The sequence below is a fragment of the Gracilibacillus salinarum genome (assembly GCF_022919575.1).
GTDB lineage: Bacteria > Bacillota > Bacilli > Bacillales > Amphibacillaceae > Gracilibacillus > Gracilibacillus salinarum.
Window position 1 is genome coordinate 4226213 of the sequence record NZ_CP095071.1, and the last position, 14224, is coordinate 4240436.

Annotated in this window: 12 protein-coding genes; 6 read left to right on the plus strand and 6 right to left on the minus strand. The window is 41.1% G+C overall.

Going from position 1 to position 14224, the window contains the following annotated elements; translation table 11 throughout:
- Positions 1 to 16 precede the first annotated feature (16 nt).
- On the plus strand, positions 17 to 1408 hold the full coding sequence (locus tag MUN87_RS19810; protein WP_244748021.1) for a sodium/glutamate symporter: 1392 nt from the start codon (positions 17 to 19) through the stop codon (positions 1406 to 1408).
- A gap of 30 nt (positions 1409 to 1438) precedes the next feature.
- Positions 1439 to 2788 (plus strand): aminotransferase, encoded by a 1350-nt coding sequence (locus MUN87_RS19815; RefSeq protein WP_244743323.1) that lies wholly within the window; start codon positions 1439 to 1441, stop codon positions 2786 to 2788.
- A gap of 1062 nt (positions 2789 to 3850) precedes the next feature.
- Here the strand turns inward: MUN87_RS19815 and ald are convergent.
- Genes ald through MUN87_RS19830 form a run of 3 tightly spaced genes read right to left on the minus strand, consistent with a single transcriptional unit; the run spans position 3851 to position 7307 of the window.
- Positions 3851 to 4948 carry an alanine dehydrogenase gene (gene ald, locus MUN87_RS19820; protein WP_244743325.1) on the minus strand — a complete coding sequence of 366 codons (1098 nt, stop codon included), beginning with the start codon at positions 4946 to 4948 and terminating at the stop codon, positions 3851 to 3853.
- 21 nt (positions 4949 to 4969) lie between these two features.
- Positions 4970 to 6319 carry an aspartate aminotransferase family protein gene (locus MUN87_RS19825; protein ID WP_244743327.1) on the minus strand — a complete coding sequence of 450 codons (1350 nt, stop codon included), beginning with the start codon at positions 6317 to 6319 and terminating at the stop codon, positions 4970 to 4972.
- Positions 6303 to 7307 carry a 2-hydroxyacid dehydrogenase gene (locus tag MUN87_RS19830; RefSeq protein ID WP_244743330.1) on the minus strand — a complete coding sequence of 335 codons (1005 nt, stop codon included), beginning with the start codon at positions 7305 to 7307 and terminating at the stop codon, positions 6303 to 6305. The genes MUN87_RS19825 and MUN87_RS19830 overlap by 17 nt, the downstream gene beginning before the upstream one ends.
- 215 nt (positions 7308 to 7522) lie before the next feature.
- On the opposite strand from MUN87_RS19830, the gene MUN87_RS19835 reads away from it, so the two are divergent.
- From MUN87_RS19835 to MUN87_RS19850, 4 genes are all read left to right on the plus strand, one after another.
- On the plus strand, positions 7523 to 8167 hold the full coding sequence (locus MUN87_RS19835; RefSeq protein WP_244743332.1) for a GntR family transcriptional regulator: 645 nt from the start codon (positions 7523 to 7525) through the stop codon (positions 8165 to 8167).
- Between the two features lie 174 nt (positions 8168 to 8341).
- Positions 8342 to 9607 carry a peptidase gene (locus MUN87_RS19840; RefSeq protein WP_244743335.1) on the plus strand — a complete coding sequence of 422 codons (1266 nt, stop codon included), beginning with the start codon at positions 8342 to 8344 and terminating at the stop codon, positions 9605 to 9607.
- A gap of 19 nt (positions 9608 to 9626) precedes the next feature.
- Positions 9627 to 11051, plus strand: a complete 1425-nt coding sequence (locus tag MUN87_RS19845) for an NAD-dependent succinate-semialdehyde dehydrogenase (RefSeq protein ID WP_244748023.1) — start codon at positions 9627 to 9629, stop codon at positions 11049 to 11051.
- Between the two features lie 150 nt (positions 11052 to 11201).
- Positions 11202 to 12263, plus strand: a complete 1062-nt coding sequence (locus MUN87_RS19850; RefSeq protein WP_244743336.1) for a tartrate dehydrogenase — start codon at positions 11202 to 11204, stop codon at positions 12261 to 12263.
- 105 nt (positions 12264 to 12368) lie between these two features.
- Here MUN87_RS19850 and MUN87_RS19855 read toward each other — a convergent pair whose 3' ends face one another.
- The 3 genes from MUN87_RS19855 to MUN87_RS22350 form a co-directional block, all read right to left on the minus strand.
- Positions 12369 to 12743 carry a hypothetical protein gene (locus MUN87_RS19855; protein ID WP_244743338.1) on the minus strand — a complete coding sequence of 125 codons (375 nt, stop codon included), beginning with the start codon at positions 12741 to 12743 and terminating at the stop codon, positions 12369 to 12371.
- Positions 12744 to 13231: 488 nt separating this feature from the next.
- Positions 13232 to 13792: a cysteine hydrolase family protein gene (locus MUN87_RS19860; RefSeq protein ID WP_244743340.1), complete on the minus strand. Its 561-nt coding sequence runs from the start codon at positions 13790 to 13792 to the stop codon at positions 13232 to 13234.
- Positions 13793 to 14051: 259 nt separating this feature from the next.
- The gene (locus tag MUN87_RS22350) at positions 14052 to 14153 is read right to left on the minus strand and encodes a putative holin-like toxin (protein ID WP_369413964.1); all 102 of its coding nucleotides are present in this window, start codon (positions 14151 to 14153) and stop codon (positions 14052 to 14054) included.
- Positions 14154 to 14224: the final 71 nt, after the last annotated feature.

Below are 14224 nucleotides of genomic sequence, written 5' to 3' on the forward strand. Positions count from 1 at the left end.
TATCTAATTGAATTTTATGATTGCTTTTGGTTTAGCCAGCATTATGTTGTGTCTTGGTGTCATAGGAAGAGCGAAAATACCATTTTTTAAAAATATGTTAGTGCCGGCAAGTGTTATTGGAGGAATTCTTGGGATTGTTGTAATGAATGTTGGAATGGATAGTGTATCTGATCCTGGCGTATTCACAACGATTGTTACACATTTATTTACATTATCTTTTATTTCAATCGGTTTAACAAATGTCCGGAAATCAAAAGAATCTAAAGGTTCAAAAGGAAAAGAAATTGCAAAAGGTGCGCTTGGAATGGGGATCCTATGGACACTACTTTATGCACTGACGCCGGCTGTTGGTATAGTAATCATTTTGGCAATTGGTGGACAGTTTAATATGGATCCGTTTTATGGCTTATTAATTCCATTTGCTTTTACACAAGGACCTGGACAGGCGGCAACGTTTGGTACTATTTTTGAACAGCAGTATGGTATTGAGAATGCAGCGATGGTGGGGATGACGTTTGCAGCAATCGGATTTATTTTTTGTTTCTTAGTAGGTGTCCCTCTTGCGAAATATGGATTGAAGAAAGGCTTAGCTAAGAATTTTGGCCAGGCGAAAATTGATCAGGCAGTAGAAAGAGGTTATTACGTCAAAAGTGAACAAGAAAAATCTCTTGGAAAAGAGACGATATATAGCGGCAATATGGATACTATGACCTTCCACTTTGCGATCATGGGAGTCTGTTACATTATGGCCTTAGGCTTGTCATGGCTGATGTCGTTTGTTCCAGGGATCGGTGCAAGTATGAGTGCAATGTTATTCGTTCATGGTTTGGTGGCAGCTTATATTGTAAAAGCAATGATGAAAAAATTAGGTATTGATTATCTGCTTAACAATACATTTCAATCTAAAATTACTGGTTGGGCGACAGATTATTTAATTGTTTGTTCCTTTATGGCAGTACAATTCAGTATTATAGGTGAATGGCTTATACCCATATTAATAGAGTCAATTATTATCACGGTCGTTACCGTTTTGGTTGTTGTCTATTTTGGTCAACGTCTAGGAGGCGAGGACGATTTTGGCAGAACGTTAGGATTGTTTGGAGCTGCAACGGCAACAACACCAAGTGGCATTGCATTAGTCAGAATGATCGATCCTTCACTTAAATCAGCAACACCAGTCGAATTAGGAATGATGAATGTGTTTATGACATTTTCGTTTGTAACGGTATTGACCATTATGGGAATCGGTGGTGGAACGTTATCCATGACAATAGGAATCTTACTATTAATTGCCCCAATTCCAGTCTATTTAATTATTTTAAAAATATTTAAAGTCTGGGGTAAGAAAACATATCAATTTAATACGAAGGTTGAACCGGTTTTAGAAAAGAAAAAGTCAGCGGTGTAATAAACGTCCGATAATTGGGAGGGGAATAGAATGGTAGGTACATTAATTAAAACAGAACAGAAACAAGAACATTTATGGCATGCATTAAATAGATTCAATCCTGAAACACGACCAATGGTAGTTTCTCATGGTGAAGGAGCATGGTTTACAGCAGAATCAGGTGAAAAATATTTTGATGGCGTATCAGGACTTTGGTGCTTGAATTTAGGGCATGGACAGAAAGAAATCGTAGAGGCTGCTGCAAATACAATGATGAATCTTTCCTATTCACCATTAACATTAAGCCATCAGCCGGCCATCGATCTATCAGCAAAAATTAGTGAAACATTAGGCGCATCCTATAAAACATTTTTTGCAAATAGTGGTTCTGAAGCAAATGAAACAGCGTTTAAAATCGCACGCCAATACCATAAACAAAATGGTAATCCAGAGAAGTATAAGATCATTTCTCGCTATCGTGCCTATCACGGTACGACATTAGGTGCATTGAGTGCAACAGCTCAGGCGAACCGACGGATGAAGTATGATCCAGGTGTACCAGGCTTTTTACATGTTGTCCCACCATACAGTTATCGTTGTATGTTTGATAAGGGAGGAGAGGGATCTGATTTAATTGCAGCAGATATGTTAGAGCAAACCATCGTCTGGGAAGGTGAAGAAACAGTAGCTGCTGTCATTATGGAACCTATTATTTCTGGTGGAGGTGTCCTTGTACCTTCGCCGAAATATTTGCAACGAGTGCAAGCTATTTGTGAGAAATATGATGTGCTGCTAATTATGGATGAAGTCGTCTCCGGTTTCGGACGTACCGGGAAAATGTTCGGATTTATGCATTCAGAGGGAGTCCAACCTGATATCGTCACGATGGCGAAGGGGTTAACGAGCGGTTATTTACCACTTGGTGCAACAGCTGTTCAATCGTATATTTACGAAAAGTTTAAAGGAGATGACCAACACGATCATTTCCGTCATGTTTCTACCTACGGAGGTCACCCAGCTTCATGTGCGGTAGCCTTAAAGAATATCGAAATTATTGAACGAGAGCAAATTGTTGATCGTGTCGAAAAACTTGGCAATCAAATACTTGACAGACTTCGTCAGCTTGAGAACCTCCCATACGTCGGTGAATGCCGTCGCGCCGGATTCCTTTGTGGTATTGAATTGGTGGAAAACAAATTAACAAAAGCACCAGCATCAGATGAGAAAGTCGATTTTGTTATCCAGGAGTGTAAGAAAAAAGGGATCATCATCGGTAAGAATGGCGATACAGTACCAGGCTACAGCAACGTCCTGATCATCGCTCCACCGCTGATATCGAAAGAAGAAGACTTGCAATGGGTCGTAGATGTGGTAACCGAAGCAATACAAAAATTAGTTTAATAAATGGGAAGTGAAGATAAGAAAAATAAGGAAAACTTGAATACGTTTGTGGTCTAATTAATAGCCGAACATGCATGAAATGTCGTCAAGAACGATATTCATGTTATGTTCGGTTTTCTATTATACTGTATAGATATACTGCGAAGTAACAAGAACCGCGAAATATAGGTATCGCGATCAGCTGGGAGACCATTTTGACATGGTTTGTCTGCTAGAATGCCACTCCGTCCAACCACTCCGCGTCCTGCGGAGCACGGCTGAAGCTAACTTTGTGAAGAAGGGCGCTTCACAAAGTGGTTCTTCAGCACCTGCACAATCCCGCGGGAGTCTCCGTAGTTGGACTACGTTAATGTTAGATACTACAACTAATGGTATGCTGAGCGGTATCCTCATGTGTTTATACTACTTTCTTGAAAATGTATGGATAGCAGCAGACATATTTTCTTATCGCATTTTTCCCGCTGTAATAAGATAAAGTATTGGAGGAACTTCCCTCTTTTGATATACATTGTATTATATTCCTACATTCAGCAGTGGAACCAAGCATACCATGTTATCTAGAAGATAGATGCTTTTTGTGAGAAATCATAAGGCACACAGGTCAAAATACTACCTCTACCATTGGTTGTAGAGCCTAAACTATAGCGTAGGCCAACCACGGAGACTCCCGTGGGATCAGCGCGAGCTGAAGATCTACTTAGTCTGTGCCTGTGTCTTCTAGTATCGCTTCGAGGTAAGCTTCTTCGGCACAAGGCAGCACAGATGTTATTTCAAGTAGTAGCCTATCTGAAGCCGTGCCCCACAGGACGCGGAGTGGTTGGCCGGAGCGATATCATAGCACATGAAATCGTTCAAAATGACTTCAACGAACGCTTGTTAGCATGAAGAAATCTCGCCAAATTGTATTACTTCGCAGTATGCTTCAACTACGTCTAGACGTAAAAAGATTCTATCTGTAGTATGTTGTTTGTTTTCTAGTATTACACACTGAGAATTTATAACTCCCGGTAGTCTTACCGTCTTTGAACGAAAACAAAACAGAACAAGTTATACATTATATCCTCATTTAGCCAATGCTTCCTCAAGTTCTTTTGCAACTAGCTCGTGTGTAATTTTTCCCTTTGCTACATTAATCCCTTTTTGAATCGATGGTCGTCTTTTACAAGCTTCCTTCAGCCCTTTATTTGCAATGTGGAGTGCATAGGGGAGGGTGACATTGGTTAGTGCATTCGTTGCTGTTCTTGGGACTGATCCAGGCATGTTTGCTACTGCATAATGAACGACACCATGTTTGGTGTACGTAGGGTGATCGTGAGTGGTGATGTGGTCGACTGTTTCGACAATGCCGCCTTGATCAATCGCGACATCGACAATGACAGAACCAGGACTCATTTTTTTTACGATTTCTTCCGATACGAGCTTCGGTGCTTTACCGCCAGGGATGAGTACGCCACCGATTACCAGATCAGCCTCTGTCACTGCAGTGGCAATATTTGCAGGGTTGGATATCAGTGTACGGATGTGGTTGCCAAACAAGTCATCCAACTCTCGCAATCTATCAGGATTAAGATCAATAATTGTCACATCCGCACCTAAACCGATGGCGATTTTGGCTGCATTAGTCCCGACAACGCCCCCGCCAATAACCGTTATTTTACCCCGTGAGACGCCAGGTACACCAGATAAGAGAATCCCTTTTCCACCATGTATTTTTTCTAAAAACTGTGCACCGATTTGTGAAGCCATTCGTCCGGCGATTTCGCTCATTGGTGTAAGCAAGGGAAGTTTGCCATTCTCTTCAATGGTTTCATAAGCGATAGCTGTTATCTTTGAATCAATTAAAGCATTTGCTAATTCTGGTTCTGCTGCTAGGTGTAAATAAGTAAAAAGGATAAGGTCTTCACGGAAATAACGATATTCTGATGCTAATGGTTCTTTCACTTTTAGAATCATATCAGCCTGATTCCACACATTGTCTGTGCTATCCTCGATAATTGCACCAGTTTCAAAGTATTCTTGATCTAAAAAACCACTGCCAGTACCAGCGTTCTTTTCTATGACAACTTGATGTCCATTATCGATGAATTGTGCAACTCCTGTCGGCGTCAGCGCAACACGATTCTCATTATTTTTTATTTCCTTAGGAACGCCAATAATCATAAATAAGCTCCTTTCGGTTCATTATAATTTGGCGATTGCCATTTTCAATGCATCAATCATTAGTTGGAGTTCATCCTGGGTAATGGAAAGCGGCGGAGACATAGTAATAATATTATTAAATCCAGCAACAGTATCACTAGTCTTGCCTATTAATATATGCTGTTCTTTACACATTTTCACAATGCTTGCTGCCCGTTCCTCTTCTATTGGTTCTTTTGTCGTTTTATCTTTCACTAATTCAATACCAGCAACTAATCCTTTTCCGCGGATATCTCCTACATTCGGGTGATCCATTAAAGGCTGTAGTTCATGCAATAGCCATTCACCAAGTGATTCAGCGTTTTGAATCAGCTGTTCTTCTTCGATGATTTCAAGGTTTTTCAAAGCTACTGCACACGCAGCAGGACTTCCGCCAAATGTATTAACATGACGAAAATGATCATAATCGTCAGTGGTAGTAAAAGCTTCATAGATTTCTCGTTTGACTGCAGTGGCGGCAAGAGGCATATATCCACTTGTTAATCCTTTCGCCATCGTGACAATATCAGGCTGCACGTCATAATGTTTAAATCCAAATTGTTTACCGGTTCGGCCGAATCCACAAATAACTTCATCACAGATCAATAATGCGCCATGCTTCTCACAAATCTCTTTGACTCGTTTCATGTAACTATCATGAGGAACAAGAACGCCTCCACCTGTAATGATCGGTTCCATGATGACTGCACCAATTGTTTCACTCATTTCCCAAGTCATCACTTTATCTATATCGTTGGCAGCTTCGATACAACACGTTCCATCTTCTCGGTGGAAGCCACTTCGATAACAATCAGGAGGAGCTACATGTAAGAATCCTTGTGCTAACGGTTCATATTTATAGGCGCGCTGCATCTGACCACCAGCTGCGAGTGTAGCAATGGTACTTCCATGGTAAGAACGGTATCTGGACACAACTTTGTGTTTACTAGGTTCACCTATTTGATGGAAATATTGTCTCGTTATCTTTAATGCCGTTTCATTCGCTTCAGAACCACTATTAGAAAAGAAAATCACATAATCATCGCCTAGCCATTCGTTGAGCTTCTCGCTTAATTCTATGGCGGGTAAATGACTATTCATTAATGGATAGTAAGACATTTCCTTAAGCTGCTCACTGGCGACATCGGCGATTTCCGGTCGGCCATATCCGACATTCACACACCATAATCCAGCCATTCCATCTAGGTATCTATTATCGTTAATGTCTGTTATCCAGACGCCATCCGCTTTTTTTGTGATCATTGTTGCATCTGGATTATATTTCTTCATAGCATGCCATACATACTGCTCATCTTTACGAAAGAGATTATCCGTGTTAAATTTCATATTCATTTCCCTCCGTTTGAATGAAAAGTTCTTTATTGATTAAATTGGCAGGCTTCTTTCCGCTTAACCCTTCGATCAGGTTTTGAGCGGCTAGTCTCGACATGGCTAATTCTGTTTCATAGGTAGAGGATCCAATGTGTGGTGTGGTAACGACGTTTGTTAGCTGGAGTAATTCATTGTCATGGTTTACTGGTTCTTGCCGGTATACATCCAAACCAGCAGCCCGAATTTTTTTCTGCTTTAAGGCTTCAATTAGTGCGGTTTCATCAACTGTTGCTCCTCGGGAACCATTGATAAAGATAGCAGAGCTTTTCATTAAATCAAATTCCCGTTTCCCGATTAAATTTTTCGTGCTTGGTGTTAAGGGCGTCATTAAGCAAATGAAATCTGCTTTCGTTAATAACGTATTCATTTCACAGTAGGTTGCGTTGTATTTCTTTTCTGCGTCTTCGTTACGTGTGCGATTGTGATAGAGTACATTCATGTTGAATCCGCCGTGCGCTCGTTTGGCGATAAGTGAGCCAATCGTACCCATCCCAATAATGCCTATTGTTTTGTGGTGGACATTGACGCCGAATTGATCATGCGTCAGATACTGTTTCCAGCCACCGCTCCGTAAATAATTGTGAAGTTCCGGAATGCGTCTGGCAGTTGCCAGCAAAATCCCAAACACTGCATCAGCAGTTGTTTCCTCGAGCACACCAGGCGTGTTTGTAGCCATCACGCTGTATTTTGTCATCGCTTCGATGTCCAGATTGTTATAACCGGTCGACACATTACATACAATCTTTAAAAGCGGTGCCTGTTGTAATAATTTTTCGGTTACTGGGAGTTCAAGACCGATAATTCCTTCCGTGTCTTTTAAATCAGCTAGGAATAATTCATGGTTTAGAGGATCGATATGTTGGTAGTTTACGACGTTGTAACGTGTTTTAAGTTTTTCCTGGACTTCCCCGGACACACGATTATACACCATTACTTTCGCTTTTTTCATAAGAGAAGTCTCCTTTCATTCAGAAGGATGCTTGTCGTATGTCGACAAGATGAGGTATACCTATAATTTTGCACATAATTCAGAATAAGTCAATAGTTCGTAATATTCAGATATATTATTGACAGGTAACATACCAGCAGGTAGAATGTGGTTATATTATAGTTATGTCGACAATCGTTTAGAAGTGCTATTACATTTTATGAAGGAAGAGAGTAATGAATGATAATAATAAACTAGTTCAAAAACCGCTCAGCGAAGTGATATCAGAAGAGATCAGGAAACGGATTTGGAATGGGGAAATTGAGTTTGGTGAGCGACTTTATGAAGCGAGTCTGGCCGAGGAATTTGGGGTAAGCAGAAGTTCACTGAGAGAAGCATTGCAAACATTGGAGTTCGAGGGTTTACTGGAGAATAAGGCAAGAAGAGGTACCTTTGTTATTAAACATAGTGATGAAGATGTTCGTGAGATTATGGAAGTTCGGGCTATTCTCGAAACACAGGCATTTATCAATGCATCAGAGGTGATGACAGCAGAAGATTTCGAGCAATTAAGTAACATTATCGATGAAATGAAAAAACTCGATAAGACGGATGATTGGAATGCGATGTTTGATCTGGATTTGAAATTTCATTTGTTTGTCGTTCATTTGTGTAACAACTCGCGGATTGTGAAGATGTATGATCTCATTCAAGTTCAAATACGCACCTTTTTATCTGAATTGGATACGTATTATAAGCAAAACAAAGAATTGTTCTACAAGGAACATGAAGATTTATTTCAAGCCTTACAGGTACAGGATAAATCTTTGATTGAATTATCTGTCAGAAGACATATTTACCACGGCGCTAACCGTCCGTAATACCCCACTTTAAGGTTTGAGTAATAACTTAGAAGCGGAGTAGGGGATAAACGGGCGAAAACTTCCTGATAAGTCTCGCTAGCAATCAGTGCGGGTCAAAATCCCAACTGATTCCAGTCTCACTTTACTTAAGGAAGCATGAGTAATACCAACAATAGTAAGGGGGAAATAATTTTGGATTTGTCTCAACAAATTAAAGCGTGTATTGATGGCAAACGAGAGCATTATACCACCCTGCTTCAACGAATGGTACAACAGCCCAGTACAGTAGGAAATGAACAAGGCGTGCAGACTATTGTCGCCGAAAAGTTACATGAATTAGGTTTAGAGGTTGATGTTTGGGAACCAGATTATCAGACACTTTCTCAAAATCCTTTTTTTAATTCCACTCGAAAAAGCTTTAAAGGAAGCCCGAATGTCGTTGGTGTATTACCTGGAACAGGAGGCGGTCATTCGATTATGTTGAATGGCCATATTGATGTCGTACCAGCTGGTGATTTGGATCCTTGGGATGATGATCCGTTTTCAGGAACGGTGAAAGATGGCAAATTATTTGGCCGTGGTGCTACCGATATGAAAGGGGGAAACCTGGCTTTAATTATAGCGATGGAAACAATAAAAGAAATGAATCTGACATTAAAGGGAGATATCGTTTTTTGTAGTGTGATTGAGGAAGAGTCTGGTGGCTCTGGAACGCTCTCTGTTATTGAAAAAGGATACAACGCAGACGTTGCATTAATTCCGGAACCAAGCCAAATGAAAATTTTCCCTAAGCAACAAGGTTCGAATTGGTTTCGACTTAAGGTCAAGGGGATATCAGCGCATGGTGGTACGAGATATGAGGGAGTAAGTGCAATTGATAAAGGAGTAATTGTCTATCAGACACTTCTGGAATTAGAAAAAAAACGAAATGATCGTATCACAGATCCTTTGTATGCAGACAATCCAATTCCAATTCCTTTAAATGTTGGCAGTTTTAAAGGTGGATACTTCCCTTCAGCAGTACCTGATCTTGTAGAAATAGAGGGCAGGTATGGCATTGCTCCAGGAGAAACAATTGAAGAGGCGCGGCAAGAATTTGAAGATACTTTGGCCAATTTAGCAGATAAAGATCCGTGGTTTCAGAAGCATCCTGTTGAGGTGGAATGGTTTGGCTTACGTCTTCCTCCTGGTGACTGCCCTTTAAATCATGCCTTTATGGACGTTCTTAAGGGAACTTATACATCGATAAAAAAGGAAGAACCGGTCATCGCTGGTTCAACATGGGGAACGGATGGCGGACTGTTGACACAGGCAGGTAATATCCCGAGTGTTATTTTTGGACCGGGAACAACCAGTATGGCACACTTTGCAAATGAATATATTGAACTTGATAATATCTTTGAAACGGCTGAAATTATTACTCATGCAATCATTGAATGGTGTAATAAGGACAAATGAAAATAAGGTGGTGCTAATGATGAATGGATTAAATTATATAAACGGCGAATGGATCGGTCAAGAACTCGAACAGAAGAATATTTACAATCCTGCTAATGGAGAAGTCGTTGGAACTATACCAATAGCGGGTGTGAAAGAAACAAGTGTAGCGATTGACGCAGCTGCAGCATCTTTTAAAAGCTGGTCCGAAACGACTGTGTATGAGCGAAATCGATTACTGAAGGATTGGGCAAAGCTGATTATCGATCAAAAAGAAGAGATTGCCAGAGTTATGACATTAGAAATGGGTAAACCATTAGCAGAATCTCGCGGTGAGATCGATTATGCGTTGTCTTATATTGACTGGTATGCAGAAGAGGCAAAGCGAATTTACGGAGAAGTGATTCCTTCTCATAAGCCCAATAATAGAATGCAAGTTTGGAAGAAACCGGTTGGTGTTGTTGCAGCCATTACCCCGTGGAACTTCCCGGCTGCCATGCTGACAAGAAAGATGGCTCCGGCTTTTGCTGCTGGATGTACTGTCGTTGTAAAGCCATCCGGAGAAACACCCTTAACCGCAATCAAATTAGTTGAACTTTGTCATCAGGCGGGTTTTCCAACCGGTGTTGTCAATATTGTTACCGGTTCATCCACTGAAATTGGTGGAGAGCTGATGGGTAATGCCAAAGTGAAGAAAGTGACATTTACCGGTTCCACTGCCGTAGGAAAAAAATTGATGGAGCAAGGTGCCAAGCAGTTGAAGCGATTATCGCTAGAGCTTGGAGGGCATGCTCCTATCGTTATTTTAGATGATGCAGATATCGATAAAGCAGTGGAAGGAACGATGGCGTCGAAGTTCAGGAATGCCGGGCAGACATGTGTTTGCGGGAATAGAATCTATGTGCAAGAAGGAATCTATGAAGCTTTTATCGAACGTTTTGCCGAAAAAGTAAAAGGTATGAAGCTCGGAAATGGATTGAATAGTGAGACAGATATTGGCCCATTAATTAATCAGGCGGCAGTTGAAAAAGTAGAAGAGCATGTTACCGATGCGGTGTCGAAAGGGGCTAGAGTAGTGGTTGGTGGTAACCGGGATGCTTCGGCAGGTGACAATTATTATGCACCAACCGTTTTGAAAGATGTTAATGCTAACATGATCGTCATGAAGGAAGAAACATTTGGTCCAGTTGCTCCAATTCAAAAGGTGAGAACAGATGAGGAAGCCATACAATTAGCAAATGATACGCCTTATGGATTAGCAGCATATGTGTTTACCGAAAACTTAAGCAGAGGTATGAGGCTGATCGGGAGCCTTGATTACGGTGTGGTCGGCTGGAATGAAGGGATTGTCTCTGCTGCACAAGCTCCTTTTGGGGGAATGAAGGAAAGTGGAGTTGGCAGAGAAGGTGGCCATCAAGGGATTGAAGACTTCTTGGAAAAGCAATATGTATCGATTGGTATATGATCTAACAACACTTAGCTAAAATTAGAAAACATTGAGCGCTAAGTTGATGTATTACTAATATATATTCATAAGTGCAAAGTTTCTGTAGAAGGATAATGCAAGTCTTGAGAGATTCTAACTATCCACATTTTTTAAAAAAGAAGGTGCCTTATGGTTACACATGATATTGCTGTCATTCCTGGCGATGGAATCGGAAAAGAGGTAGTCCCGGTATCACTGGATTTGTTAAATGTATTAGCGGATATCCATGGTGGTATTACCTTTCAGTTTACGGAATATCCATGGGGGTGTGATTATCATCTAGCACATGGACAAATGATGCCTAAGAACGGTATGGAACAATTAAAACAGCACGAGCAGATTTTTTTAGGTGCAGTAGGTGATCAAAATCTCGTTCCAGACCATATCTCTTTATGGGGATTATTAATAAAAATCAGGCGCGAGTGTGAACAGGTAATAAATTTACGTCCAGTAAAATATCTCGAAGGTGTATCATCTCCCCTAGCCAATCCGAATGATTTTGATTTTATGGTTGTTCGTGAAAATAGTGAGGGTGAATACAGTGAGATCGGAGGGACCATGCACAGCGGTCCCGATGAAGTAGCCGTTCAAAATGCAATATTCACCAGGAAAGCAGTAGAACGGACGATCAGATATGCATGTGCCCTGGCTGAAGAGCGAAATCAAAAAGTGACAAGTGCCACCAAATCTAACGGAATCGTTTATAGTATGCCTTTTTGGGATAAAATCCTTGCGGAAGTAGGAGAAGATTATCCAAAGGTTGAAAAGCAGTCACAGCATATTGATGCATTGTCGGCCTTCTTAGTAACAAAACCGAGCAGCTTTGATGTGATTGTTGGCAGTAATTTATTTGGAGATATATTGACAGATATCGGAGCAGCGATAATGGGAAGTATAGGGATTGCACCGGCAGCAAACATTAATCTGGACGGGAAATATCCTTCCATGTTTGAGCCGGTCCATGGCTCAGCTCCTGATATTGCAGGGAAAGGGATTGCAAATCCAATCGGGCAACTGTGGTCGGCAAAGATGATGCTCGATCATATTGATTATCCGGAACTCGCCTCTTTATTATTCGACGCTATGGCAAACACCATTGCATCGGGAATTAAAACGCCTGATTTAGGTGGGAAGCACAGCACAGAAGAAGTGGTAGATGAAATACACAAAAGACTATTGGCAAATGCATGAGGGAAAGGCTCTTATGGTACGGATTATGTATGGTGGAATCTAAGTGTATCTGACATAAAAAAACTAAGGCAACCGCTAAAAGAAGAGGCGGATGCCTTTGTTTTTCTAATAGTAAAAGTTTGGATAGGGATACGGATAATAAGGATAGCCTGGATAATCTGCAGAATAAGGATATGAAGGATACGGGTATTGATACGGATAAGGATATGGTGCCGGATATGGTCCTGGTGAAGCCGCTGTCCCTAATAATAAACCCGTAGCTGCTCCTGCTGCGAAACCTAATGGATTAAAGGGATCGTTGTGTGGTGGATGTGGATGAGGTCCATGTCCATGATCCGGTCCGTGACCGTGATGAGGGCCAGGTCCGTCTGGTCCATGTCCACCACCGTGATTGGGACCATGATGTGGACCACCTCCGCCACCATGGTGAGGAGGGTTACGAAAATAACCTTGCTGAAATGATTGTATAGGGTAATTCATATATATCACCTCTTTGTAAATATGTTTCTTGATAGCATATGCCCAAATAGAAGGAAATGGACCAACATGCTATAAAAAACTCGAATTTACCACGGTGTTAACCGTCTGAAAGACTCTCGCTTCAAGCTTCGAGTATCAGAAAGAAACTAAGTGGGAGTAAACAGACGCTAACACCCTGATAAGTTTCGCTAGCAATCAGTGGAGGTCAATCCCCCCCTGATTGCAGTCTCACTTTAACAAAGAGAAGTATATCTTACTTGCAGATTCATGCACAATAGAACGAATGGATTCTTCTCTTACGTTTTATCTGATCATTTCGAAAGGTTGTATACACAATAGCAGAGACCCGGAAGTGTGCAACTTTAGAGTCTGCCAAAGCAGAATTACAGCACACAATTTGTGTCAAAATGACGCATTTCCAGTTTGCGTAATCTGCATTAAAGACAGCTTCAGTATTTACTTAGGTCCAACTCGCTTCATTCCGGTTCTTAAGCAATACCGGCTGCCCAATCAGAAACAGTAACAACTTCTGCCTGCATCGGAAAGACTTTTTCGGTTAAGACACGGTGCACTTCTTTATCCCCATCCAGACAAGCATCAGACAATACTGTTAATTTGTAATCTTTGTCAGCTGCTTCTCTTAATGTTGACAGGACTACACCGCTAGTTGCGATTCCTGAGAGAATTACATGTTGAATTCCCATCGACCGTAACAGTACTTCGAGGTCACTTCCGGAAAAAGCACTTACTCTTCGCTTAGTGACAATTGCTTCTCCAGGTTCAGGGGCAATCGCTTCATGAATCTCGGTACCCTGATTAGAACCGGCTGTTGGATCCATTTGTTTTAACCGACCAAACATTTTATTGTGTTCACTTACCTCTAAGAAGTGATCTCGAAATGCGACACGTACAAATATAACTGGTATATCAGCTCTTCTTGCTGCATCAATGGCCTGTTGGAATGGGAGTAGTGCTTCTGGGTCTGTTGCATAGCGAGAAATGATATTATTTTGCAAATCCATGGCGAGTAAAGCGGTTTGCTGGGACATAAAAATTAGCTCCTTTTGAGAATGAAGTTCTATTTACATTATAAAGTTGATTGGATTTATTCACGAGTGATATGCATGGGAATGGAAAGAATGCAAGGTGACAAAATCGCTGCAAACTGTTATAATATTGGTAAGATTAAAGTAAATAAAAAGCCACAGCGAACACTGTGGCTTTCGGATAAGCGGTTCCCCCAGAGAGGGTTCGGCTATCTTGCACGATAGACCTCACCTAGTCACTTGTCAGGGTAAATAGGGAGGTCTATTTTTTATTGATTATCGAAACAATCAAAGCGAGTAATGCGATAAGCATTGTGCCGAATGAAAAAAGCACCATAAAGCTCTCATACATACTCAGTGGCATCACCCCCTTTCAACGGGGATTAGCCGACTTCTCCCTAATAGAACATTATCCACCTCAATTATAACAAAAAT